Here is a 23,426-nt window from a genome sequence, read left to right as displayed (position 1 = left end):
TGCCGCATGTCCGGGGCCCAGTTCAGCGCAGAGACCAGCGGCGGCGGCGCGTTCGTCCGCCAGCCCAACCGGTTCACCGGCCGGGTCACCCCGCACTCCACGTCACCCGGGGGCGGGGGGCCGGACGAGCAGGGACGCTGGCCGCTGGAGGCGGGCCGCTACCGGCTGATCTGGTGCCGGGCCTGCCCGTGGGCGCACCGGGCCCGGATCGTGCGCGGCCTGCTCGGGCTGGACGAGGTGATCTCGCTGGGCACCGTCGACCCGATCCGGGACGAGCGGGGCTGGCGGTTCGCACTCGACCCGGACGGCTTCGACCCGGTGCTCGGCATCGGCTTCCTGTCCGAGGCGTACCTGTCCACCGACCCGGACTACACCGGCCGGGTGACGGTGCCGGCGCTCGTGGACACGCTCACCGGAGGGGTGGTCACCAACGACTATCCGCAGCTCACGCTGGACCTCTCGACCGAGTGGCGGCGGTTCCACGCGCCGGACGCGCCGGATCTGTACCCGGTCGAGCTGCGCCCGGAGATGGACGCGCTGATGGCGGAGATCCACCGGGACGTCAACAACGGCGTCTACCGGTGCGGCTTCGCCACCTCCCAGGAGGCGTACGACGAGGCGTTCACCGCGCTGTTCGCGCGGCTGGACGCGCTGAGCGAGCGGCTGGCCGGGCGGCGCTACCTGATGGGCGACGCGATCACCGAGGCGGACGTACGCCTGTTCACCACGCTGGTGCGCTTCGACGTGGCGTACCACGGGCACTTCAAGTGCAACGAGCGCAAGCTCACCGAGATGCCGGTGCTCTGGGCGTACGCGCGGGACCTGTTCCAGACGCCCGGCTTCGGCGAGACGGTGGACTTCGACCACATCAAGCGGCACTACTACGCCACCCACGACATGATCAACCCGACCCGGATCGTGCCGCTGGGCCCGGACGAGTCCGGCTGGACCACCCCGCACGGACGTGGCTGAGGACACCGGCCGCCGGATCGCCGCCGCGTTCGCCGCCGTCTGCCTGGCCGCCGGTGCGGCAGCGGTCACCGTCGCGGTGGTCGCCGGTCCCGGCCCGGGCCCCATCGCGTACGTGAGCGAGGCGGGCATCACCGACAGCGGGTACGCCGGGGCGTACCGGATCGGGATCTTCTCGGTGGCCGCGGCGCTGCTGCTGCTCGCCGGGGCGCTGCCGCCGAGGTTGCGGGCGGTGGCCGGGCTGCTCGGCACCGGCGCGGTCGCCACTGTGCTCTCCGGCGCTGTCACGTGCAGCGAGGGCTGCCCGCTGCCGCCGTTCGAGGCGACCACGGTGGCCGACCTGGTGCACGGCGGTGCGAGCATCGCGGCGACCGCCGCCGTGGTCCTCGCCATGCTGGCGCTGCTCTTCTCCCCGGCGGACCGGGGGCTGCGGCGGATCGCCGCGGTCGGCGCGGCGCTGGCGCTGCCGGTGGCCGTGGTGGTCGCGCTGGCGCTGCTGCTGGTCGGGCGCAGCGCGCTGCTCGGGGTGTCGGAACGGGTGCTGCTGGTCGTGGTCGCCGCCTGGGGACTGGCCACCTCCGGCTACCTGGCTGTAAGGATCCTCACCGGCGACGGTCCTTCCGTTCCGGCGCGGGACGGGAGTAACGTGTCGCGACGATGACCAATGTCTGGTGCCTCACCGAGCGCCTGTACGTCGATCTGCGACGGCAGGCCAGCGGCGTCTGTCCGGCGTAGCTCCACGCCCCCGACGCCCGCCCTCCTTCTCCAGACCTTGGATCCGTCCTCATGACCTCCGCCCTGCGCAGAATCCCCTTCTCCGTCCAGATCCTGCTCGGCCTCGTGCTCGGCGTGGCGCTCGGTTTCCTCGCCCGCGCCGCCGACCTCGCCTGGCTGACCAGCACGCTCGACACCGTCGGCGGCCTCTTCGTCCAGCTGCTCAAGCTCGCCGTGCCGCCGCTCGTCTTCACCGCCATCGTGGTCAGCGTGGTCAGCCTGCGCGGCGTCGCCAACGCCGCCCGGCTGGCAGTCAAGACGCTGCTCTGGTTCGGCGTCACAGCGCTCATCGCGGTGAGCATCGGCATCGGCATCGGCCTGCTCACCGACCCCGGCCGGGGCGTCGACCTGGACCCGGCCGGTGCCACAGCCCCGAAGACCACCGGCTCCTGGATCGACTTCCTCACCGGCATCGTCCCGACCAACCCGGTCGGCGCGTTCGTCGAGGGCAACGTCCTCCAGATCGTCTTCCTCGCTCTGGTGGTGGGCGCCGCCGCGCTGCTGGTCGGCGACGCCGCCGAGCCGTTCGTGGCGCTCAACCGCTCGCTGCTGTCGATCGTGCAGAAGGCGCTCTGGTGGGTCATCCGGCTCGCCCCGATCGGCACGCTCGGCCTGATCGGCAACGCCGTCGCCTCGTACGGCTGGGACCTGCTGGCCCCGCTCGCGAAGTTCACCACAGCCGTCTACGTCGGCTGCGCGCTGGTGTTGTTCGTGGTCTACCCGGTGCTGCTGGCAGTGGCCGGCAAGCTCAACCCGCTGCGCTTCTTCGCCGGCGCCTGGCCCGCCATCGAGCTGGCGTTCGTCTCCCGCTCCTCGGTGGGCACCATGCCGGTGACCCAGCGCTCGGTCGAGCGCCTCGGCGTCCCCCGCGAGTACGCCTCCTTCGCGGTGCCGTTCGGCGCCACGACGAAGATGGACGGCTGCGCCGCCATCTACCCGGCGCTCGCCGCGATCTTCGTGGCGCAGGTGTTCGGCGTGAACCTGGGCGTGACCGACTACCTGCTGATCGCGTTCGTCTCGGTGGTCGGCTCGGCCGCGACCGCCGGACTGACCGGCGCGATCGTCATGCTGACGCTGACCCTGAGCACGCTGGGCCTGCCGCTGGCCGGGGCCGGCCTGCTGCTGGCCATCGACCCGATCCTGGACATGATCCGTACCGCCACGAACGTGGCCGGGCAGGCGGTGGTGCCGACCATCGTGGCCGCCCGGGAGGGCACGCTCGACCGGGCCGCGTACGACTCGGCCGGCAAGCGCGACCTGATCGAGCCCGCCGAGACCGAGCGGCTCGACCCCGTACCCGCCTGATCCACACCTCGTCGGGTGCGTCTCCGGAGAAGGGGGCACCCGTTGCTGTGACCGGAGGATCCGAGAATGAGCGCCCTGTTCACCCCGCTCGCCCTGCGCGGCGTCACGCTGCCCAACCGGATCGCGCTGGCACCCATGTGCCAGTACAGCGCCGGGCCGGACGGCCTGCCCACCGACTGGCACCGGGTCCACCTCGGCTCCCGCGCGGTCGGCGGGGCCGGGCTCGTGATCACCGAGGCGACGGCGGTGGTGCCCGAGGGCCGGATCAGCCCGCAGGACACCGGGCTCTGGTCCGGCGCGCACGTCGACGCGTGGCGGCCGATCACCGCGTTCGTCGCCGCCCACGGCGCGGTGCCGGCCGTGCAGCTCGCGCACGCCGGGTTCAAGGCGTCCACGTACCGGCCGTGGGCACCGGCGCGCGGCGGCGTGCCGGACGCCGAGGGCGGCTGGACCCCTGTCGGCCCGGGTGACCAGCCGTTCGTGCCGGAGTACCGCACGCCCACCGCGCTGGACGAGGCGGGCATCGCGGCCGTGGTGGACGCCTTCGCCACCGCCGCCGGGCGGGCGCTCGACGCCGGGTTCGCCGCCGTGGAGATCCACGCCGCGCACGGCTACCTGCTGCACGAGTTCCTGTCCCCGCTGACCAACCGGCGCACCGACGGCTACGGCGGTGACCGGGCCGCCCGGATGCGGCTCACGCTGGAGGTGGCCCGCGCGGTACGCGCCGCCGTCGGCGAGTCCGTGCCGGTGCTGACCCGGATCTCCGCCACCGACTGGACCGACGACGGCTGGACAGTCGAGGACAGCGTGGTGCTCGCCGGGGAACTGGCCGCCGCCGGTGCCGACCTGGTCGACACCTCCTCGGGCGGCGCGGCGGTCCGGGCGTCCATCCCGGTCGGACCCGGCTACCAGGTGCCGCTGGCCGCCCGGATCCGCCGCGACGCCGGGGTGCCGACCGGCGCTGTGGGCCTGATCGTCGAGCCCGAGCAGGCCGAGCAGATCGTGGCCGGCGGCGAGGCGGACCTGGTGCTGCTGGGCCGGGAACTGCTGCGCGACCCGTACTGGCCGCGCCGCGCCGCCGCCAAGCTAGGCGCCACCCCAACCTGGCCCGACCAGTACACCCGAGCCTCCTGACCCACCCGGGAGGGCGGGGCGGTCAGCCGGCCAGGTGGTTCCAGCGGGGTTCCAGGTCGGTCCAGGTGCCCTGGTCGGCCACGGTGCCGTCGATCAGCACCACCACTCGGTCGGCCCGGACCAGGGCGGCCCGCTTCGCGGTCGAGCCGACCACAGTCACCCCGTGCTCGCGCAGCGCCGCCCACAGCGCCAGCTCCGTACTCACGTCCAGCGCCGACGACACGTCGTCGGCCACCAGCAGCTCGGTACGCGGGGCGAGCGCCCGGGCCAGTGCCAGCCGCTGGAGCTGACCGCCGGACAGCCGGGTGCCCTTGTGCCCGATGAGCAGCCCGAGTCCGCCCCCGGCCGCGGCCAGGTCGTGTTCGAGCTGGGCGGTCGAGACCGCCCTGGCGGCGTCCACCTGGTGGCCGAGCGCGATGTTGTCGGCCACCGTGCCGGAGAGCACCCGGGGCAACTGTCCCACGTACCCGACCTGGTTGGGACGCAGGAACATCTCCGGCTCGGTGACCGGGTCACCGTTCCAGCGCAGCTCGCCGACGTGGTCCACGACCCCGGCGAGCGCGCGCAGCAGCGACGACTTGCCGGACCCGACCGGCCCGACGACCAGCACCAACTGCCCGCGCTCGACCACCAGGTCGACGTCGCGGACGGCGAGCGTGCCGTCGGAGTGCAGCGCGCCGAAGCCGGCCAGCTCCAGGCGGCGCAGCGGGTGCCGGGGCGGCGGCTCGGGTGCGGGCGCGGTGCCGGCGACCAGATCGAGGCCGGGCACCGGCGCCGCGTACACGGCCTCGCCGGTCATCGCCACCGTCCGCTTGGTCCACACGCGCGCCGACGGGTACTGCGACACCAGTGACGCGGTGGTCCACGCGAACCAGCGGGCCGCGCCCAGTGTGGACACGGCCACCAGCGTGGCACCTGCGGACAGCTCACCGGCCAGGTAGAGCGCCCACGCGCCGATCGGCAGCAGACCGCTGGCGACCGATGGGGTGGACCGGGCCCACACCTGCATGGCGATCTCGCGTCGCTGCCGCTCGCTGCGTACCTCGTCCAGCCGGGCGAGGTGGCGCAGCACCGGGCGGGTGGCGCCGGCCAGCTTCACCGTACGGGCGGCGGACAGCGCCGACACCAGCGCGGTGGCGAACGCGGCGCGCGCCTTCACCGTGCCGGCGGCGGTGCGTTCCAGCCGCGGCCCGAACAGCGTCGCCGCCAGCCCGGACACCACCATCGTGCCGACGAAGAACACCGCCGGTACGAAGCTGCCGGTCACCAGCGTCATCGTGACCACGATGACCAGCGAGATGAACTGGTCCATCAGGTTGTCGGCCAGGTGCACCACCCGGTCGGTGTCGCCGCCCTGGGCCACCACCTCGGCCGGGGTGTGCCCGCTGACCCGGCGCGCGCCGGTCTGCCCGTGCACCAGCCGGGCACTGATCCGCAGCATCTGCCGGATCCACCACTGCGGGAACCACAGGTTCGTCAGGTACGGCACCGGCAGCACCACGAGCAGCCCGGCCACGATGCCCAGCGCCGGCAGCCAGGGTTCGCCGCCGCCGACCAGGTCGGCCCAGAGCCAGGGCAGCACCGCGCCGTCCATCCCGAGCACCGTCAACACGACGAACAGGGCGACCGAGACCAGGCCGTACCGCGGGTCGTTGGTGCCCAGCCGGAGGATCTCCCGCATGGTCCGCGCGGGCGGCGAGGGCGGCGCCGGTGGCGGGTCGGTGCGCGGCACGGCGGCCGGCCGCGTCGAGGGCGCGGCCGGTGTGGCGGGCGCGTCGTCCCAGGCGGGCGCGTCGAGCAGGTCCACACCGCCGCGCCGGGCGCCCACTCCGGCGTACGCCCCGGCGTGGCTGGTGGCGAGCAGTTCGGCGAAGCGGGCCGACTCGCGCAGCGGACCGGCCTCCAGCACCGCGCCGTCGGCCATCACGACCACCTCGTCGCAGCGGCGCACCGAGGAGAGACGGTGCGCGATGACGATGCCGATCCGGTCGGTGAGCAGCCGTTCGGTGGCCTCGCGTACCCGGCTCTCGGTGACCGGGTCGAGCCGCGCGGTGGCCTCGTCGAGGATCACCACGTGCGGGTCGCGGACCAGGATGCGGGCGAAGGCGACGAGCTGTTCCTGCCCGGCGGAGAGCACGTAGCCGCCGTCGCCGAGCCGGGTGTGCACGCCGTCGGGCAGTTCGGCGATCCAGCCGGCCAGGCCCAGCTCGGCGAGCGCCCGCTCGGCGGCGTCCAGCAGCTCCGGGTCGAACAGCGCCACGTTCTCGGCGAGCGTGCCGGCCAGGATCTCGGTGCGCTGCGGCACCACGGCGATCCACCGGCGCAGCTCCTCCACGTCCAGGTCGACCAGGTCGGCTCCGCCGAGGAACACCGTGCCGCGCGGCACGTCCACCGCCCGGGTGAGCACCTTGGCCAGCGTCGACTTGCCCGAGCCGGTACGCCCGACGAGCGCGTACGAGCGGCCCCGGACGAAGTCGAGGTGGACGTCGCGCAGCGCCGGCCCGCGGTCGTCCCCGCCGGCCGGGTAGCGGTAGGTGAGCCCGCGCACGGTCAGGTCGCCGTCGACCGGGTTGGCCCCGCCGTCCGGTTCCTGCGGCGACCCGGCCAGCAGTTGCACCCGGCCCCACGCGCCGAACGCCTGTTGCAGGTGCGGCACCCAGCGGGCGATGTGCTCGACAGTCGCGCCGAACGCGATCGCCAGCAGCCAGATCGCGGTGAGCCGGGCGGCGTCCACCCGGCCGGTGGCGAGCGCCCACGCACCGCCCACCACCACGCCCGCGATGCCGACCCGTACCGCGCCGGCGGCGACCGCGGTGACCCGGGCGGAGAGCCGGAACACCCGGCTGCACCGGGCGATCACCTCGGCCGCGCGGCGGGCGTAGAGGCGCAGCACGTACGGCCGGGCGAGGCTGGTGCGCACGTCGTCCTGCCCGTGCACCGCCTCCTCCATCACCGCCGCGAGGTCGGACCACGCCTCCTCCTCGGCCATCCGGGCCGGGGCGATCCGGGCGGTCGGGCGGCGCAGCGTCACCGCGAGCAGCGAGGTGAGCACGATCATGCCGACACCGGCGGGCCACCAGACGATCAGCGCGCTCACCGTCGCGAGGGCGCAGACCGCGAGGCCCTGCGCCAGCCGTACGCCGGTGTTCCGCATCTCGGCGGCGACCTGGTAGACGTCGTTGTCGATCCGGTCGAGCAGTTCGCCGACCGGCGTGGTCTCCAGGGTGGGCAGGTCCTGGCCGAGCGCGACCCGGCAGAGCCGCCGCCGCACCTCGGCCGACCAGTCGGCGGTGAGCCGGGCCATGATCAGGCCGATCAGCAGGTCGGTGACGACAGCGGCGACGAGCGCGACCGCCAGCGCGACGAACCAGCCGGACGAGCGGTGCACCAGCACCGGCCCGGCCAGCGCGGATGCGGCCGCCTGTCCACCGGCGCCGAGCACGATCAGCAGCAGGACCGCCGCCATCCGCCGGGGTGCCGTGGCCCAGAGGTCTCGGAGCAGGCGCATGGAAGGTCCTCCGGACTCGGATCGGTGAGGGCGGTGCCCCCACCCTCACCCGTCCGGCGGCCCGGAATCAACCGAATTACCGACCGCCGGTCAGGTCCGGGCGACCCGCCTGACGATGCCGAGCAGCGACTCCTGCACCTCGTCGATCGGCCGCTCCGGCGAGAAGACCAGCCAGTCCACGGCCACCACCAGCCCGACGCCGAACAGCGCCGAACTGGCGGTACGCACGTCCAGGTCGGCGGGGAGGTCACCGCTGTCCACCCCGGCCTCCACCGTGTCGGCGATCACCGCGATGGCCTCGCCGCGCAGCAGCCGCAGCGTCTGCTGCCACTCCCTGTTGGTCCGCCACATCTCCGAGAGCAGGAGCTGGGCGAAGGCGCGGTAGCGGCGGATGTACTCCAGCTGGGCGCGGACCAGCGCGCCGAGCGCCTCCAGCGGAGGCAGCCCGTCGACGGCGGCCCGGAACTCGGCGGTGAGCAGGCCGATGCCGTGCCGCAGCAGTTCCTCGAACAGGACGGTCTTGGACTCGAAGTTGTAGTAGACGGTCCCCTTCGCCACACCGGCCCGGGCCGCGATGTCGTCCACAGTGGTGGCCGAGAAGCCCCGCTCGGCGATGAGGTCCACAGCCGCCACGAAGAGGCGCTGGCGGGTGTCCTCGCGCCGGCGTGTCCGTCCGTCCGTCACCGGCTCATCCTCACATGGTCAGTTCGGGGTGCAGCTTCGACGGGGTCAGCCGACGGGACCGGCGGGCCGCGCCGACGGTGAGCGCCATCGCGCCCAGCCCGAACACGAGCAGCACCAGCGCGGCGGTGACCACCGGGGCGGTCGTACCGCCGTTGATGGTGTGCCGCAGGCCGTCCACCACGTACGTCATCGGCAGCCACGGGTGGATCGCCTGGAAGAAGCCGGGCGAGGTCTGCACCGGATAGGTGCCGCCGGACGAGGTGAGCTGGAGCATCAGCAGCGCCAGCGCGGCCAGCCGCCCGGCCGGGCCGAGCGCCGCACCGAGCAGTTGCATGATCGCGGTGAACGCCAGCGAGGTGAGGGCGAGCAGCCCGAACGTGGCCGGGCCGTGCCTCGGGTCGAGCCCGAGCGCCAGCGTCACCACCGTGTAGAGCACCGTGACCTGGGCCAGGCCGATGCCGGCGGCCGGGAGCCACCCGGCGAGCACGACCCGCCAGCCGGGCGCGCCGGACATGACGTGCCGCCGGTTGACCGGCCGCAACAGCATGTACGTGATCATCGCGCCGACCCAGAGCGCCAGCGACAGGAAGTACGGGGCGAAGCCCACGCCGTACGAGCCGGCCGGGTTCTGCGAGTCGCGGATCAGGCCGACCGGGTCGCCGAGGACGCCCGCGCGCGTGGTCGCGTCGTCGTACCCGGGTAGTTTCCGCTCCCCGGCGGCGAGCCCGTCGGCGAGGTCGCCGGCCCCGCCCTCCAGCCGGGTCAGCCCGTCGACCAGGCGGTTGCTGCCGCTGCCGAGCTGGGCCAGGCCGCCGTCGAGCTGGCGGGCGCCGGTGGCGAGCCGGTAGAGGCCGCCGCGCAACTGGTCGGCGCCGGTCGACGCGTCGCCCAGCCCGTCGCGGAGCTTGGCGCTGCCCTGCGCCAGCGTGGTGAGCCCGCCGGCCAGCTCGTTGACCTTCGCGCGGGCGGAGGCGACGTCGTCGGCCAGGTGCGGCGCGGCGGCGGCCACCTCGCGGGCGGTCTTCGCCACGTCGGTCATCTGCCTGCGCAACGTGGCCATGTCGGTCCTGTCCAGCGCGGCCACCACTGAACGGGCCTGCGTGGCGGCCCGGTCGGCGGCCTTGCGGGCGGCGGCGAAGTCCGGGTCGTCGGCCAGCTCGGGGTGTTCCTTCGCGACCGCGTCGAGCCGGTCGCCGACCTCCTCGGCGGTCGCGACCACCTCGGCGGCCTTGCCGGGTAGCGCGTCCAGCCCGGCGGCGAGCTGCTGCGCGCCGTCGGCGACGAGCGTGGCCGCCTTCTCGATCTTGTCGGCGTTGCGGCGCAGCACCGGCTCGTACTTGTCGGCTGCGGCGTTCACGGTGGCCGCCGCCGCCGTGGTCTCGGTGGCGGCGCGCCCGGCGCCGTCGGCGAGCTGGGCGGCGCCGGTCCGTAGCTGGTCGAGGCCCTTGGCGAGCTTGTCCGCGCCCTGGACCGACTGGTTGAGTCCACCAGCGAGCCGCCCGGCGCCGTCCTCGGCGTCACCGAGCCCGTCGGCGATCCTTCCCGCGCCCTGCTGGGAGCTGCCGAGCCCGTCGGCGATCCTCCCGGCGCCGTCGGCGGCGCGGCCGGTCTCGGCCTTGGCGTCGGTGAAGCCGATCAGCATCTTGTCGAAGTACGTGGCGGCGGTGCTCTGCGCGGCGGCGGCCCGGATCTCGCTGAACGCCGACCGGGCGAGCAGGCCGGAGAGGTAGTTGGTGGCGTCGTCGTTGACGACCTTCAGCTCGCCCCGCCGGGCCGGGCGGTCCGGTTCCGGGCCGGCGGCGAGGGTGGCGGAGAAGTCCTCCGGGATGGAGAAGACCAGGTGGTAGCGCCCGTCGCGCAGCCCCTTCGTGGCATCGGCCTGGTCGGTCACGGTCCAGCCGAACACCTTGCGGTCGAGCAGCTTCTCGGTCAGGTCGCGCCCCGCGTGCACCTCGCTGCCGTCACCGGCGGTGGCCGGGCGGTCGGCGTTGACCAGGGCGACCGGAATCCGGTCCATCTTCCCGTAGGGATCCCAGAACGCGTACAGGTAGAGCGCGCCGTAGAGCAGCGGGACGATGGTGAGCACTGCCAGGGCGGCGCGCGGTAGCCGGCCCCGGGTCATCCGGCGCAGCTCGAACAGGGCCAGTCGCAGGACGCTCATGCGGGCACCTCGGCGGGCTCGGTGGGCACGGTCAGGGCGGGGACGGGCAGGGCCGGGTCGCCGACGCGGTGCACGGTGGCGGCCACCCCGGGTTCGACGGCGCGGGCGCTGGCGACCACCGCGTACCCCTGGTCGGCGAGGCGTTCCAGCGCCCCCCACATCCACTCCCGCTCGGGGCGGTCGGCGCCGGCGTCCACGTCGTCGGCGACGATCAGGCTGGGGCCGCCGAGGCTGGCGAGCACCAGGCCGAGCACCTGACGTTCGACCGGGGTGAGGTCGCGGCCGTACCGGTCGGGGTCGAGTGGCGCGTCGGTGAGTCCGGCGCCGGCGATGGCGGCGGCGTAGGCGTCGCGGCGGTAGGCCCGGCGGGCCCGGACCGCTGCCACCGGCACGAGGCGGCGCCGGCGGCGTGGCACCGGCCCGAGCAGCAGCAGGCGTTCGGTGATGTGCTCGGCGACGGTGAGCGTCGGGTCGGGCTCGTGCACGCCCGCCACCTGGCCGAGTGCGGCCGGGCCCCGGCGGCGCAGCTCGCCGTGGTTGTGCGGGAAGCGCCCGGCCAGCGCGAGCAGCAGCGAGGTGCGCCCGCTGCCGGGCGGGCCGGTGACGGCGTGCAGCTCACCGCTCGCGGCGGTGAGGTCGACGTCCCGGTAGACCCAGCCACGGTGGGTACGCAGGCCCAGGCCGACGGCCTCGACGATGTTCATTCCGCTCCCGAATTCAGAACTGACTAGTCAGTATAAAAACATGCCCAGCATAGCGCCGGGTGTCCGGTTCGGGACGTCTGTCGGGAGTGATCCTCAGAACAGCACTGTGGCGAGCGTGCCGACCGGGCGGAAGCCGCAGCGCTCGTAGACCCGGCGGGCGGGCAGGTTGAAGTCGTTGACGTAGAGGCTCACGGTCGGCGCGACCCGTTCCAGCGCGTCGCGGACCACTGCGGCCATCGCGGCGGCGGCGATGCCCCGGCCGCGCCACTCGGGCGCCACCCAGACGCCCTGCACCTGCGCGGTCCGGCGGGTCACCACGGCAAGCTCCGCCTTGAAGACCACCCGCCCGTCGACGAAGCGGGCGTAGGCGCGGCCGGCGCGCACCAGCTCGGTCACCCGCCGCCGGTAGCCGCGCCCGCCGTCCTCGGCCAGCGGCGACACCCCGACCTCCTCGGTGTACATCGCCACCGCCGCCGGGAACAGCCGGTCGACCTCGCTGCCGCGCACCCGCCGTACGTCCGGGTCGGGCGCCACGGCGGGCAGCGCGTCCGTCGCCAGCAACGGCTGGTTCGGGCGTACGTCCCGAGCCGGCCCCCAGTGCGCGGAGAGGCGGTCCCAGAGCCCGAGCACCGCGTCGGCCCGGCCCACTATCGAGGAGCAGAGCCGCTCCTCGGCGCTCAGCTGGTCGGCGAACGCGGTCACCGCCGACTCGGACGCGAGCACCGGGGTCAGGTTGCCGCCCAGCCAGCAGATCGACTCCAGGTGCCGCCGGGAGCCGTACCCGAGGATCCGCGCCTCGGCCCGCCACCAGGCCAGCCCGCGTGCCGCCACCCGCTCGGCGACCTGCGCGCCGGCGTACGGGTCGAGGTCGAGCAGCCGCTCGACCGCGCGGCGCTCCGACTCCCCCAGTTGGCGTACCGGCATGGTGAGCACGGCTACCAGCCTGCCAGATCCACCCCGGCGTGCGCGGGCCGACCGGGCACCTGCCGCACGGCGCTCAACCGGCCGGCACCGGCACCGGTTCGGGCGCGGCCGGCCGGGTCCGGGCGGCCCACCGGACCACAGGCGGCACCAGCGCGCCGAGCAGCAGGAACACCACGCCGAGCACCAGCCAGCCGGGCACACCCCAGCCGATCGCGAGCGTGGTCACCACCACCGGGGCGACCATCGAGCCGAGCTGCATGCCCATCCCGTACGCGCCCTGGTACTGCCCGTGCGCGTGCGCCGGGGCCAGGCCGAAGGAGATGCCCCAGCCGGCCGCCGCGTGCCACAACTCCCCCACCACGTGCACCAGCGCACCGGCCAGCAGCAGGGGCACCGCCACCGCCACCGGTACGCCGCCACCTGCGGCGAACAGCGCGCAGGCGGCAGCGAGCAGGACGCCCGCCCGCCGGGCGGCCCGGCCCGCACCGGTCAGGTCCTCGCTGCCCCGCGAGGCGCGGACCTGGAACAGGATCACCACCACGGTGTTCACGAGCAGGCAGACGGAGATCAGCCAGTTCGGCGCGCTGGTGTGCCCGGCGATCCACAGCGGCAATGCGATGTTGATCAGCGAAAAGTGCATGGACATGAGCCCATCCAGCACGGTGAAGGCGAGGAACGGGCGGTCCCGCAGCGCGATCAGCCGCGGCCCGTGCGCCGGGGCGGGCATCGGCGGCACCGGCGGGAGCCGCAGCAGCACCGCCGCCGCCAGCACGTAGGTGGCGGCGTCGAGCAGGATCAGCGTGACGTACGCGCCACGGGTGTCGGCGGCGAGCGCGAACCCGGCCAGGACCGTACCCACCGAGATCCCGACGTTGGTGACCGCGCGCAGGTAGGCGCGGGTGCGGACCCGCTGGTCGGGTGGGACGGCGCCGGCGATCAGCGCGCCCCGGGCGCCACGGACGCCCGCGTCGGCGACCGCCATCAGCACGCCGACGACCAGGAAGCCGGTGAACGAGCGCACCGCGACCAGGGCGGCCGTGCACGCGGCCGAGGCGAGCAGCGCGGCCATCTGGAACCCGCGCGGGCCGAGGCGGTCGGCCAGGTAGCCCATCGGCGTGCTGGCCACCAGGCTGACCAGCGCGGTGAGCGTGAGCGCCACGCCGACCTGGGCCACAGTGAGCCCGACCGAGCGGGTGAGGAACAACGCGCTGGCGGTGAGCCAGGTGCCCCGCCCGACGGTGTTGACGAGCGTGGAGAGGGCGAGGGTCCGGGACGGCCCGGGTTCGGGAAGCAGGCGCACACCGGCACCTTAGCAAGACGTACGTACGGTTTGCAGTTCGGTTCACTCAACGCCTTGTCGGCGATGCATTGCCGATATATCGTTGATGCATCAGTGATACGACGACAGAAGGAGAACCTGATGGGTTTCCACCGACGCATGCACGCCATGCACGACGAGATGCGCCGCCACGGCGGCTTCGGCTTCCCGCCCGTACCCCCGGGTCCGCCGCCCTTCTCCCCCGGACCCCACGGTCACGGGCGGGGTCGGGGCGGCCGGGGACGCGGACGGCGGCCCAACGTGCGCGGGGCCGTGCTGGCCCTGCTCACCGAACGGCCGATGCACGGCTACGAGATGATCCAGGAGATCGACTCCCGCACCGGCGGGGCCTGGCGGCCCAGCCCCGGCTCGATCTACCCGACGCTGCAACTGCTGGAGGACGAGGGGCTCATCGCCACCGCCGCCGACTCCGAGGGCGGGCGCAAGCGGTTCGCGCTGACCGAGGCGGGCCAGGCCGAGGCGGCCGGCGCGGCGCAGGCCCCGCCGTGGGCGGAGTTCGCCGAGCAGACCGTCAACAGCTGGCACGACATCCGCGACGCCGGAGCGCAGGCCATGCAGGCGCTGCGGCAGGTGATGACCACCGGCACCGACGACCAGCGCGCCCGGGCCGCCCAGGTGCTGGACGAGACCCGGCGCAAGCTCTACGCCATCCTCGCCGAGTCCGAGTGAGGGTGCTGCGGCCCCCGCGTCACCGCGTCCGGCCCGGACACGCGAAAGCCCCCGACGTATGCCGGGGGCTTTCGCCGGTGCCGAATCAGCCGACGGGTCCGATGCGCTTCGCGAGGTCCACGAAACCCTGCCAGGCGGCCGGACCGAAGGCCAGCGTGCCGCCCGCGCGGTCCTTTGTGTCGCGGATCAGGACGACCCCGGCGAGGTTGTCGGCAACCTCCACGCACGACCCACCGTTGGTGCTGCTGTAGGTTGCCGTCCGCCACTGCGGCGCGGTGCTGTTCACGTCCATGTCTTCACAGCTTCCTTGATGACGTCCAGTGAATGCCGCCGTGGGAGTTGTTCGCCGCACACAGCATCCCATGCAGCTTGCACGGTAGCAATGTCGTCCGGACGATCAACGAATTGTGCGCGTACCTGGTGGTCCAGATGCGCGTAACGGACCGCGTCCGCCATCTCGGCGATGATGAAAGCCCCGGCGAGACCAAGATAGAGTTCGTTGCCAGCCTGTACAACGTGAATATGAACGTGGGGCCGCTCCGCACAGGCCGCCAGGTGCTCTAGCTGGGCGCGCATCAGCTCGCGGTCTCCGCCAACGGTCCGCCGCAGCACCGCGTCATCGATGACGGCGTAGAGACTCGGCGGGCGCTCGCGCGTCAGGATCGATTGGCGCTCTAGCCGTGACTGAACACGCCCCTCCACCTCGTCAACCTGTAATAGACCGCCAGCTCCCAGTACCGCCCGCGCGTATGCCTCGGTCTGAAGTAAGCCGGGGACGAAGGCCGGCTCGTACCAACGCAGCGCGACCGCTTCGCGCTCGATCTCGATCCATTCGCGTAGCCACGTCGGCGCGGAACCGTCTTTGACGAGGTCGTCCCACATCCTGACGAGCCGGCCCGCTCCCGCTGTCGCGTCGTCTATCAGATTGATCAGCTCAGCCGTCAAGGGCGCACGCCCCGTCTCGATGGCGCTGACCTTCTGCGGCGAGAAGTGGATGCGCTCTCCGAGGCCGTCCTGGGTCAGGTTCGCGGCGGTGCGGGCGAGGCGAATCTCCCGGAGCAGGAACTCGTACGGGGACATGCTCACGGAAATCCTCGCCCTCTCTCGTCTCGGGTAGATCAACTCCGACGCCACTCGGGAGTGACCGACAGTCTCTTGTCGACAGCCCAGAGTGTTCCGATCGTATGCCGCGTCACCGAGAGTGTCACCAGCGGAACCGCTTGCGGAGCACAAGCCGGGGGCGGAACCGAGCGGAGCCGTCCCGGGAAGGGGCGGGGCGGCTCCGCACGATCATCGACACGAAGGAGACCACCCGTGCGAGTCCGTTTCTGGCACCGTGACCCCGATTCGCCGAAGCCCGGCCCGCGCCCGGCACCACAGCGCCCGGCGTGGGCCACCGCCCCGACCGACCTCTTTCCGACCACGTGTCCGGGCCGCGCCGGCAACCTGACACCGGCCCAGATGTACCGGGCGAACGGGGGCCGGTGGTGATCTCGTCCATGCTGCCGTTCCCGTCCACCGGCCCCACGCCGGACCGGCCGCGCTACCGCACCGAGACGGTCCCGCCGCACACACCACTGCGCCCGGTGTGGGCGTGCCGGTCGTGCGGCAACCCGTGGCCGTGCCCGGACGCCCGCCTCCTGCTCCGGGCCGAGTACGAGGACAACCAACCGGGCCTGTCGATCTACCTGGCCGGGCTGATGTTCGAGGCGATGCGGGACCTCTATCACCTGAACCCGCACGACGGGCAGAGCCCACGCGAGATGTTCGACCGCTTCGTCTCCTGGGGTCCGTTCCGGCGACCGATCACGGGCAGAACTTGATAGTGCGCCGCCGCGGAGCCGCACTTCGCCGTCGCGCCCGGCCCTGAGACGGCGCGTGCGGCCGTCCCCTTGTCTCGGGGACGGCCGCACGGCGACGCGGGATCGGATCAGTGCACGGTGACAGTGGCGCCCGGCACCAGGTCGCGCAGCTCCTCGGGGATCTCGGCGCCCATCTCGTCGGCGATCCGCAGCGCCTCCTCGATCAGCGTCTCCACGATCTGCGCCTCGGGCACGGTCTTGACGACCTTGCCCTTGACGAAGATCTGGCCCTTGCCGTTGCCGGAGGCCACACCGAGGTCGGCCTCGCGGGCCTCACCCGGGCCGTTCACCACGCAGCCCATGACCGCGACGCGCAGCGGCACCGGCAGGCCCTCCAGCCCGGCGGTGACCTCCTCGGCCAGCTTGTAGACGTCGACCTGTGCCCGGCCGCAGGACGGGCAGGAGACGATCTCCAGGCCACGCTCGCGCAGGCCCAGCGACTCCAGGATCGCGGCGCCGACCTTGATCTCCTCGACCGGCGGGGCGGACAGCGAGACGCGGATGGTGTCGCCGATCCCCTCGGCCAGCAGCGCGCCGAACGCCACCGCCGACTTGATCGTGCCCTGGAACGCCGGACCCGCCTCGGTGACGCCGAGGTGCAGCGGGTAGTCGCACTTCTCGGCGAGCAGCCGGTACGCGCGGATCATCACCACCGGGTCGTTGTGCTTGACCGAGATCTTGATGTCCCGGAAGCCGTGCTCCTCGAACAGCGAGCACTCCCACAGCGCCGACTCGACCAGCGCCTCGGCGGTGGCCTTGCCGTACTTGGCCAGGAGGCGCTTGTCCAGCGAGCCCGCGTTCACACCGATCCGGATCGGCGTGCCGGCGTCACCGGCGGCCCGGGCGATCTCCTTGACCTTGTCGTCGAACTGCCGGATGTTGCCCGGGTTCACCCGCACCGCGGCGCACCCGGCGTCGATCGCCGCGAAGACGTACTTCGGCTGGAAGTGGATGTCGGCGATCACCGGGATCTGCGACTTCCTGGCGATCGCCGGCAGCGCCTCCACGTCGTCCTGCGACGGCACGGCGACCCGGACGATCTGGCAGCCGGACGCGGTCAGCTCGGCGATCTGCTGGAGCGTGGCGTTGACGTCGGCGGTGAGGGTCGTGGTCATGGACTGCACCGAGACCGGCGCGCCGCCACCGACCGGCACCGAACCGACCATGATCTGGCGGCTGGCCCGGCGCGGGGCCAGCGGCGGCGGCGGTACGGGGGGCATACCGAGACTGACAGCGGTCACTTCAGGCACTCACCTTGAGAAGAGCGTGATGGGGTTGATGACATCAGCGGTGACTGTCAGCAGCGTGAACGCGCCACCGATCAGGATCACCGCGTACGTGACGGGCATGAGTTTGAGGTAGTCGACGCGGCCCGGATCGGTGCGGCCGATGCGCGCGTACAGCCAGGAGCGCGCCCGTTCGAACCAGGCGATGGCGATGTGACCGCCGTCCAGCGGGAGCAGCGGCAGCAGGTTGAACACGCCGATGAAGAAGTTCAGCGACACGAACAGCATGAAGAACACCAGCCAGGCGTTGTTCTCCACGGCCTCACCGCCGAGCCGGGTGGCGCCGACCACGCTGATCGGGGTGTCCATGTCGCGCTCGCTGCCGGTGATCGCACTCCACAGCGCGGGCACCTTCTGCGGGATGCGCTGCATGGCGTGCGCGGTCTGCACGGCCATGGTGCCGGTGAAGTCGGCGGTGGCGCCGAACGCGGCGACCGGGCCGTACTCGACCCTGGCCGGGGTGCTGGGCGAGAGCGCCACGCCGAGCGCGGAGACCGCCGAGGTGGCACCCTTCGGGTCGCCCAGCGGCGGACGCTGCACCGAGGCCAGGTCGACCCGCGCCTCGGCCGGATTGCCGTCACGCACGTAGGCGACGGTGGCCGTACCGGGCGGGGTGGCCCGGACCACGTCGAGCATGTCACCCCAGGTCGAGACCGGCTTGCCGTTCACCGCGGTGATCCGGTCGCCGTTCTTGAGCTGGGCCGTCTCGGCCGGGCTGGCCGGGTCGCCGGACTCGCAGGCGCGGGCCGCGTTCTCCACCACCACGCACGGCGCGATGGCGATCACCGCCGGCTCGGCCCGGAAGCCGGCCTCGGTGCTGGGGAACTTCGGGTTCGGCAGCCCCACCGACACGGCGATGATCCAGAGCGCGATCAGGGCGAGGGCGAAGTGGGTGATCGAGCCCGCGGACATCACGATCGTCCGCTTCCACACCGGGTAGCGCCACATGGCGCGCTTCTCGTCCCCCGGCTCGACGTCGTCGTCCTGCGGAGTCATCCCGACGATCTTGCAGAAGCCGCCGAGCGGGATGCCCTTGATGCCGTACTCGGTCTCGCCCCGCTTGAACGACCACAGCGTCGGGCCGAAGCCGACGAAGTAGCGGGTCACCTTCATCCCGAACGCCTTGGCGGTCAGCATGTGCCCCGCCTCGTGCAGGCTCACCGAGATGAGGATCGCCAGGGCGAACAGCACCACCCCGAGCAGATAGCTCATCGAGCTCCTTCCACCGACCCGACGATGATCTCCTGGGCGTGCGCCCGTGCCCACGACTCGGCGGCGAGCACGTCCTCGACGGTACCTGGTTCGTCGAAATCGGGAGCGTCCTCCAGCACCCGCTGGAGGGTGTCGACGATGCCGAGGAACGGCAGCCGGCCCGCGACGAACGCCGCCACGCACTCCTCGTTCGCCGCGTTGTAGATCGCCGGGCGGCACCGCCCGGCCTCGCCCGCCGCCTTGGCCAGCGCGACAGCCGGGAACGCCGCGTCGTCCAACGGGAAGAACTCCCAGGTGTGCGACGTGGTCCAGTCGACAGCGGCGGCCGCGCCGGACACCCGGTCCGGCCAGCCGATCCCCAGCGCGATGGGCAGCCGCATGTCCGGCGGGCTGGCCTGGGCGAGCGTCGAGCCGTCGGCGAACTCGACCATCGAGTGGATCACCGACTGCGGGTGGACCATCACCTCGATGTCCGCGTACGGCACGTCGAACAGCTCGTGCGCCTCGATCACCTCCAGCGCCTTGTTGACCATCGTGGCGGAGTTGATCGTGACGACCGGGCCCATGTTCCAGGTCGGGTGCGCCAACGCCTGCTCCGGCGTCACGGCGGTCAGCTCGTCACGCCGCCGCCCCCGGAACGGGCCGCCACTGGCGGTGACCACCAGCCGCCGCACCTCGCCCCGGGCGCCGCCGCGCAGGCACTGCGCCAGCGCCGAGTGTTCGGAGTCCACCGGAACAATTTGCCCCGGGCGCGTCACCGCGCCCTTGACCAGCGGGCCGCCGGCCACCAGGGACTCCTTGTTGGCCAGCGCGAGGGTACGCCCGGCGTGCAGCGCGGCCAGCGTCGGTGGCAGGCCCAGCGAGCCGACCACGCCGTTGAGCACCACGTCGCACGGCCACTGCGCCAGCTCGGTCATCGCGTCCGGCCCGGCGACGATCTTCGGCAGCTTGAAGTCGCCGGTGGCCCAGCCACGCCGGCTCGCCTCGGCGTAGAACGCGAGCTGAAGATCCTGCGCGGCGGACGCGCGGGCCACGCCGACCGCCTCCACGCCCAGCTCCAGCGCCTGCGCGGCGAGCAACTCCACGTTGCCGCCACCCGCGCCGAGGGCCACCACCCGGAAGCGGTCCGGGTTGCGCTTGACGATGTCGATGGCCTGGGTGCCGACCGAGCCGGTCGAGCCGAGCAGCACGAGATCTCGGGGAGTGGTCACCGCACCATTGTTCCCCAGCGCCTCACCCCGGTTCGTCCCGGAGTGCCCGCCGGCATGATCGACTCCACTTCGCCGAGGTGGCGGCATCAGGATTACCGCGATGCCACCACCTCGGCGAACCGGTGTCGATCACGTCCGCGGCGGCCGGCGGCCGGTCGATCACGTCCGTACGCCGGTTGCCGGGCGCAACTATCTCACCGAGAAGCACAGCCTGACCGATGTCGACAGCGCTTCGGCCACCGCCCGAGGAGCGCAGCACGGCGATGCCGGGGGTGAACAGGTCCGTCCCGGAGATCAGGTTGATCTCGGGGTAGACCCAGAGCCCGGTACGCCGGGCGGCCCGGTGCAGCCGATACGGCAACTCACGTTCGACCGACCCCGCCACTGGGCTCCCGTCCGCGCCGCCGCTGGCCGGTCGGGGCCGGCGCCGACCAACCACGCCGCCGATCATGAGGTTGGCGGCGTCGGCAGTCCGATTCGTCGCCGCCAACTTCATGATCGCCGGGGCGGGAGCGGCTCCGCCGAACGGTCAGGCGGGGCGCTCCAGGACGAAGGTCTCCAGTTCGGCGCCGCCGTACCAGTCGGTGCGCACGCCTGCGTGCGTCATGCCGAGCCGCCGGGCCACCGCCATCGACGGGTCGTTCCCGGCCATCACCACCGCGTACACCCTCGGGGTGCCGGTGGCGAACTCGCGTTCCAGCACCGCGCGGGCCGCCTCGGTCGCGTAGCCGTTGCCCTGGGCGTCGGGGTGCAGGTGCCAGCCGACCTCGATGTCGTCGGTGAGGGTGACGCCGTCGCGTCCCGGTAGCGGTTTGAGCAGGATGCTCCCCGCCAGCGGGCCGCCGTCGCGCGGCTCGATCGCCCACAGGCCCCAGCGGCCGGCGTACGGCGCCCAGCGTTCGTGCCACATCCGGACCCGCTCGCGCGCCTCGGACGGGTCGGTCATCCGCCCCATGCCGCCGCCCAGCCAGCGCATCACCTCGTCCCGGGAATAGATGTCGTAGACGCGGGCCAGGTCGTCCGGCGACTCGGTCCAGTCCCGCAGCACAAGCCGGTCGGTAGTGGCGATCGTCATGCCGCCGGATCGTAATGCGTGGCGCGCGATCGTACGGGGAACGAGAGGGCGATGGGCGGCGGGTGGGATCGGGCGAAGCGGATCACGGCGGCGGCGTTCCGGCCGGTCCGCGGCCGGGACCTGTCGCTGCACGCCGCCGCGATCACGTTCTACGGCGCGATCGCCGTGGTGCCGGTGGCGCTGCTGGCGATCTGGCTGACCGGGCTGCTCGCCGGGGCGGACCGGGTTCGCCGCCTCACCGGGTACGCCATCGACACGCTGCCCACCGACATCGGCGCACACCGGGCGGCGGCCGCGCTGGTCGAGGCCGGGCTGGGGCTGACCCCGCTGCTGGCGCTGGCCTCGCTGCTGCCTGCCTCGCTCTACGGGGAGGGGCTGCGCCGCGCGTTCGTCTCGGTGGCCGAGCCGCGCGCCGAGTCCGGCGCGCTGGTCGGCTGGCGGGGCCGCCTGCTGCTGCTCCCGCTGCTCGCGCCGGCCCCGGCGCTGCTGCTGTCGATCCTGCTGGGACTGCCGCTGACCACCCGGCTGGTACGCCAGGGCGGCTGGGTCGGCGCGCTCGGCGTGGTGCTGTCGTTCCTGGCGGTGTGGCTGGTGCTCACGCCGGTGCTGATCTGGGTGTTCCGGGTGGTCGGCCCGGCTTCCCCGGACTGGCTCGCCACCGTCGGCCTGGGCTCGTTCACGGCGGCGAACCTGTCCGGCTTCCTGCACGGCTTCGTGCTGTTCTGCTCGCTGCCGCTGCATCTGGGCGTGCCGTTCGGCGGCTTCGACGAGATCGGCGGCGGCGTGGCGGTGCTGCTCTGGCTGTACCTGTTCCACGTGATCGTGCTGTCCGGCTACTCCGCGACGCTGGCGGCGAGCCGGTGGCGGGCCGCCCGGGAGGCGGCCCGCGCCTGACGGCCGTGGGTCAGCGCCGGAACGGGCCGCGCACCTCGTACGTGATGCCGCCGGTCCCGGCCCGCGCGCCGCTGGTGCCACGCTGGGAGGAGAAGTAGAGGCGACTGCCGTCCGGGGAGAACGCCGGCCCGGTCAGCTCCGACGCGGACTGGCCGAGCAGCCGCAGGAACGGGGTCACCACGCCCGACGGCGTGATCAGGTTGATCTCCATGTTGCCGCCGTCCTCGGCCACGTAGAGGTCACCTCCCGCGGTGCCGGTGATGTTGTCGACGCCGGTCAGCGGCGCGGCCCCGGCCGGCACCAGCGAGTCGTCGTACGCGAGGTCGAGCCGCTGGTTCACCGCGTCGTACGCCCACACCCGGTTGTCGCCCTTGGTGGTGAACCAGCAGGTGTCGTCGGCGTACCAGCAGCCCTCGCCGCCGTCGAACGTCTGCGCAGCGCCGACCTGGTAGCGGGTGGGCACCGGGAAGCCGTCGCGGTCCGGCAGGTCCCGCCAGGTCACCGGCCCGGTCACCTGGCCGTCCGGGGCGCAGAGCACCTGCACCCGGCCGGTGCGCAGGTCGCCCCAGGTGTCCGGGACGAACCGGTAGAAGCAGCCGTCCCCCTCGTCCTCGGTCAGGTAGACCACCCGCCGCACCGGGTCGCAGGCCGCCGCCTCGTGCTTGAAGCGGCCCATCCGGCTCCGCTCCTCGCCGGACCGGCCGCCCTCCGGCCAGGTCTCGAAGACCCGGCCCAGCGGCACCTCCTCGCAGGACAGCCACGTCCCCCACGGGGTCGGCCCACCGGCGCAGTTGACGTTCGTGCCGCCGAGGATCCGGTACGCGGCGGCGATCGCGCCGTCGGCGGCGAACCGCACCGCCGAGGCGCCGCCGACGAGCGGGACCTCCGAGTTGGAGACGTAGATCCAGCCGTCGCCGGCCGGGAAGCAGGCGCCGCCGTCCGGTGCCGGGTGCCAGGTGTACGAGGTGCCCGCGACGCGCTGCCCGGAACGCGCGATCACCCGGCCGGTGAAGCCGGCCGGCACCTGGAGGCCGTTGGCGTCGGCGGCCAGCAGGTCGCCGTACGGGCCGGGGCCGGGCTGGGCGGGCTGGGCCGGGGCGGCAGCGACGGCCCAGAGACCACCGGCGAGAGCGGCGGCGCCACCGGCGACGGTGGCACGCAGGACGGTACGACGATCCATCGGGGATTACCTCCCGGAGGCGGCGGGTGTCCCATCGACGGTAGGACGGAAATGCATCGACAACTGCCACTGTAGGGTGAACGCCCGGTGACTGCCGTCCGGCCGTCAGAGGCCCTCGACGTACCGCTTGGCGTCGGCGAGCGACATGTGCGTGTGCTCCCGTACCACCTTGATCGCCTGGATCTTCTTGCCCCCGTACAGCAGCCGCGCGGCCTCGGCCCGCACCGCCTCGTCGACGCCCTTTCCGGGCGCCGGAGGGCCGGGCGACCAGGATCCGCCGGCCGCCAGCGCGTCCACCGCCCGCTTCGCGTCCAGCAGCGACAGCCCGGTCTGCTCGCGCAGCACCTTGACCGCCTCGACCGTACGCCCCGCGCGGGCCAGCCGGAGCACCTCGGCCTGCCCGTCGCCGGCCGGGCGATCAGGGGCGACCAGGTCCCGGGGACGGTCGCGCCGCAGCACGAGCAGGAGAAGGAGCACCACCACGACGAGCGCCACCGCGAGCGCGATCTGGACAGCCGGGGACATGCCGGGAACG

General features: G+C 73.2%; 22 protein-coding genes. 7 read left to right on the top strand and 15 right to left on the bottom strand.

What is annotated here, in order from left to right:
- Positions 1–6: 6 nt before the first annotated feature.
- From O7622_RS11545 to O7622_RS11530, 4 genes are all read left to right on the top strand, one after another.
- Positions 7–972, top strand: coding sequence for a glutathione S-transferase C-terminal domain-containing protein (locus tag O7622_RS11545; protein ID WP_282313345.1), 966 nt, complete (start codon positions 7–9; stop codon positions 970–972).
- A complete protein-coding gene (locus O7622_RS11540) occupies positions 965–1,630 on the top strand; it encodes a DUF998 domain-containing protein (RefSeq protein WP_282313344.1) in 666 nt (221 codons plus the stop codon). Before O7622_RS11545 ends, O7622_RS11540 begins: the two co-directional genes overlap by 8 nt.
- Positions 1,631–1,767: 137 nt before the next feature.
- Positions 1,768–3,048 carry a dicarboxylate/amino acid:cation symporter gene (locus O7622_RS11535; protein ID WP_030503453.1) on the top strand — a complete coding sequence of 427 codons (1,281 nt, stop codon included), beginning with the start codon at positions 1,768–1,770 and terminating at the stop codon, positions 3,046–3,048.
- Positions 3,049–3,114: 66 nt separating this feature from the next.
- Positions 3,115–4,182 carry an NADH:flavin oxidoreductase/NADH oxidase gene (locus O7622_RS11530; protein ID WP_282313343.1) on the top strand — a complete coding sequence of 356 codons (1,068 nt, stop codon included), beginning with the start codon at positions 3,115–3,117 and terminating at the stop codon, positions 4,180–4,182.
- A gap of 22 nt (positions 4,183–4,204) precedes the next feature.
- Here O7622_RS11530 and O7622_RS11525 read toward each other — a convergent pair whose 3' ends face one another.
- The 6 genes from O7622_RS11525 to O7622_RS11500 all read right to left on the bottom strand — a co-directional run bounded on the left by O7622_RS11525 (position 4,205) and on the right by O7622_RS11500 (position 13,463).
- A complete protein-coding gene (locus O7622_RS11525; RefSeq protein WP_282313342.1) occupies positions 4,205–7,690 on the bottom strand; it encodes an ABC transporter ATP-binding protein in 3,486 nt (1,161 codons plus the stop codon).
- 90 nt (positions 7,691–7,780) lie between these two features.
- Positions 7,781–8,374, bottom strand: a complete 594-nt coding sequence (locus tag O7622_RS11520; protein WP_282313341.1) for a TetR/AcrR family transcriptional regulator — start codon at positions 8,372–8,374, stop codon at positions 7,781–7,783.
- A gap of 10 nt (positions 8,375–8,384) precedes the next feature.
- On the bottom strand, positions 8,385–10,535 hold the full coding sequence (locus O7622_RS11515) for a YhgE/Pip domain-containing protein (protein ID WP_282313340.1): 2,151 nt from the start codon (positions 10,533–10,535) through the stop codon (positions 8,385–8,387).
- The gene (locus tag O7622_RS11510; protein ID WP_282313339.1) at positions 10,532–11,239 is read right to left on the bottom strand and encodes an ATP-binding cassette domain-containing protein; all 708 of its coding nucleotides are present in this window, start codon (positions 11,237–11,239) and stop codon (positions 10,532–10,534) included. The genes O7622_RS11515 and O7622_RS11510 overlap by 4 nt, the downstream gene beginning before the upstream one ends.
- Before the next feature lie 93 nt (positions 11,240–11,332).
- Complete coding sequence (locus O7622_RS11505; protein WP_282313338.1) at positions 11,333–12,172, bottom strand: DUF4081 domain-containing GNAT family N-acetyltransferase; 840 nt, start codon at positions 12,170–12,172, stop codon at positions 11,333–11,335.
- A gap of 64 nt (positions 12,173–12,236) precedes the next feature.
- Positions 12,237–13,463, bottom strand: a complete 1,227-nt coding sequence (locus O7622_RS11500; protein ID WP_282313337.1) for an MFS transporter — start codon at positions 13,461–13,463, stop codon at positions 12,237–12,239.
- Positions 13,464–13,583: 120 nt separating this feature from the next.
- Between O7622_RS11500 and O7622_RS11495 the strand changes: the two genes are divergently transcribed.
- Positions 13,584–14,171, top strand: coding sequence for a PadR family transcriptional regulator (locus O7622_RS11495; protein WP_282313336.1), 588 nt, complete (start codon positions 13,584–13,586; stop codon positions 14,169–14,171).
- Between the two features lie 85 nt (positions 14,172–14,256).
- Here the strand turns inward: O7622_RS11495 and O7622_RS11490 are convergent, their stop codons facing one another.
- Together O7622_RS11490 and O7622_RS11485 are read right to left on the bottom strand one after the other, a co-directional pair.
- The gene (locus tag O7622_RS11490) at positions 14,257–14,463 is read right to left on the bottom strand and encodes a DUF397 domain-containing protein (RefSeq protein WP_282313335.1); all 207 of its coding nucleotides are present in this window, start codon (positions 14,461–14,463) and stop codon (positions 14,257–14,259) included.
- The gene (locus O7622_RS11485) at positions 14,454–15,251 is read right to left on the bottom strand and encodes a helix-turn-helix transcriptional regulator (protein WP_282313334.1); all 798 of its coding nucleotides are present in this window, start codon (positions 15,249–15,251) and stop codon (positions 14,454–14,456) included. Before O7622_RS11485 ends, O7622_RS11490 begins: the two co-directional genes overlap by 10 nt.
- A 419-nt stretch (positions 15,252–15,670) precedes the next feature.
- On the opposite strand from O7622_RS11485, the gene O7622_RS11480 reads away from it, so the two are divergent.
- The gene (locus O7622_RS11480; protein WP_282314109.1) at positions 15,671–15,994 is read left to right on the top strand and encodes a hypothetical protein; all 324 of its coding nucleotides are present in this window, start codon (positions 15,671–15,673) and stop codon (positions 15,992–15,994) included.
- Positions 15,995–16,101: 107 nt separating this feature from the next.
- On the opposite strand, the gene ispG is transcribed toward O7622_RS11480, so the two are convergent.
- The 5 genes from ispG to O7622_RS11455 all read right to left on the bottom strand — a co-directional run bounded on the left by ispG (position 16,102) and on the right by O7622_RS11455 (position 20,817).
- Positions 16,102–17,274, bottom strand: a complete 1,173-nt coding sequence (gene ispG / locus O7622_RS11475) for a flavodoxin-dependent (E)-4-hydroxy-3-methylbut-2-enyl-diphosphate synthase (protein WP_282313333.1) — start codon at positions 17,272–17,274, stop codon at positions 16,102–16,104.
- Between the two features lie 9 nt (positions 17,275–17,283).
- Positions 17,284–18,531: a site-2 protease family protein gene (locus tag O7622_RS11470; protein WP_282313332.1), complete on the bottom strand. Its 1,248-nt coding sequence runs from the start codon at positions 18,529–18,531 to the stop codon at positions 17,284–17,286.
- Positions 18,528–19,742 carry a 1-deoxy-D-xylulose-5-phosphate reductoisomerase gene (gene dxr / locus O7622_RS11465; protein WP_282313331.1) on the bottom strand — a complete coding sequence of 405 codons (1,215 nt, stop codon included), beginning with the start codon at positions 19,740–19,742 and terminating at the stop codon, positions 18,528–18,530. Before dxr ends, O7622_RS11470 begins: the two co-directional genes overlap by 4 nt.
- 22 nt (positions 19,743–19,764) lie before the next feature.
- Entirely contained in the window at positions 19,765–20,127 is a 363-nt protein-coding gene (locus tag O7622_RS11460) for a hypothetical protein (protein ID WP_282313330.1), read from the bottom strand.
- A gap of 144 nt (positions 20,128–20,271) precedes the next feature.
- The gene (locus tag O7622_RS11455; RefSeq protein WP_282313329.1) at positions 20,272–20,817 is read right to left on the bottom strand and encodes a GNAT family N-acetyltransferase; all 546 of its coding nucleotides are present in this window, start codon (positions 20,815–20,817) and stop codon (positions 20,272–20,274) included.
- A gap of 51 nt (positions 20,818–20,868) precedes the next feature.
- Between O7622_RS11455 and O7622_RS11450 the strand changes: the two genes are divergently transcribed.
- Positions 20,869–21,711 carry a YhjD/YihY/BrkB family envelope integrity protein gene (locus O7622_RS11450; RefSeq protein WP_282313328.1) on the top strand — a complete coding sequence of 281 codons (843 nt, stop codon included), beginning with the start codon at positions 20,869–20,871 and terminating at the stop codon, positions 21,709–21,711.
- A gap of 10 nt (positions 21,712–21,721) precedes the next feature.
- Here O7622_RS11450 and O7622_RS11445 read toward each other — a convergent pair whose 3' ends face one another.
- Positions 21,722–22,891: an alkaline phosphatase PhoX gene (locus O7622_RS11445; protein WP_282313327.1), complete on the bottom strand. Its 1,170-nt coding sequence runs from the start codon at positions 22,889–22,891 to the stop codon at positions 21,722–21,724.
- A 105-nt stretch (positions 22,892–22,996) separates the two neighbouring features.
- A complete protein-coding gene (locus tag O7622_RS11440) occupies positions 22,997–23,416 on the bottom strand; it encodes a ribosomal protein L7/L12 (RefSeq protein WP_282313326.1) in 420 nt (139 codons plus the stop codon).
- Between the last annotated feature and the right edge of the window lie 10 nt (positions 23,417–23,426).

The organism is Micromonospora sp. WMMD1076 (genome assembly GCF_029581475.1).
Taxonomy (GTDB): Bacteria; Actinomycetota; Actinomycetes; order Mycobacteriales; family Micromonosporaceae; genus Micromonospora; species Micromonospora aurantiaca.
Note: the sequence above shows the minus strand (reverse complement) of the source record. Positions and strands in the feature narration are given on the sequence as shown.

Excerpts from the sequence above, each read along its gene's own strand:
- O7622_RS11545 (WP_282313345.1), top strand. The coding sequence starts at position 7 with ATGTCCGGGGCCCAGTTCAGCGCAGAGACCAGCGGCGGCGGCGCGTTC.
- O7622_RS11530 (WP_282313343.1), top strand. The coding sequence starts at position 3,115 with ATGAGCGCCCTGTTCACCCCGCTCGCCCTGCGCGGCGTCACGCTGCCC.
- O7622_RS11525 (WP_282313342.1), bottom strand. The coding sequence starts at position 7,690 with ATGCGCCTGCTCCGAGACCTCTGGGCCACGGCACCCCGGCGGATGGCG.
- O7622_RS11515 (WP_282313340.1), bottom strand. The coding sequence starts at position 10,535 with ATGAGCGTCCTGCGACTGGCCCTGTTCGAGCTGCGCCGGATGACCCGG.
- O7622_RS11510 (WP_282313339.1), bottom strand. The coding sequence starts at position 11,239 with ATGAACATCGTCGAGGCCGTCGGCCTGGGCCTGCGTACCCACCGTGGC.
- O7622_RS11495 (WP_282313336.1), top strand. The coding sequence starts at position 13,584 with ATGGGTTTCCACCGACGCATGCACGCCATGCACGACGAGATGCGCCGC.
- O7622_RS11490 (WP_282313335.1), bottom strand. The coding sequence starts at position 14,463 with ATGGACGTGAACAGCACCGCGCCGCAGTGGCGGACGGCAACCTACAGC.
- O7622_RS11485 (WP_282313334.1), bottom strand. The coding sequence starts at position 15,251 with ATGTCCCCGTACGAGTTCCTGCTCCGGGAGATTCGCCTCGCCCGCACC.
- O7622_RS11480 (WP_282314109.1), top strand. The coding sequence starts at position 15,671 with ATGCTGCCGTTCCCGTCCACCGGCCCCACGCCGGACCGGCCGCGCTAC.
- O7622_RS11470 (WP_282313332.1), bottom strand. The coding sequence starts at position 18,531 with ATGAGCTATCTGCTCGGGGTGGTGCTGTTCGCCCTGGCGATCCTCATC.
- O7622_RS11455 (WP_282313329.1), bottom strand. The coding sequence starts at position 20,817 with ATGACGATCGCCACTACCGACCGGCTTGTGCTGCGGGACTGGACCGAG.
- O7622_RS11450 (WP_282313328.1), top strand. The coding sequence starts at position 20,869 with ATGGGCGGCGGGTGGGATCGGGCGAAGCGGATCACGGCGGCGGCGTTC.
- O7622_RS11445 (WP_282313327.1), bottom strand. The coding sequence starts at position 22,891 with ATGGATCGTCGTACCGTCCTGCGTGCCACCGTCGCCGGTGGCGCCGCC.
- O7622_RS11440 (WP_282313326.1), bottom strand. The coding sequence starts at position 23,416 with ATGTCCCCGGCTGTCCAGATCGCGCTCGCGGTGGCGCTCGTCGTGGTG.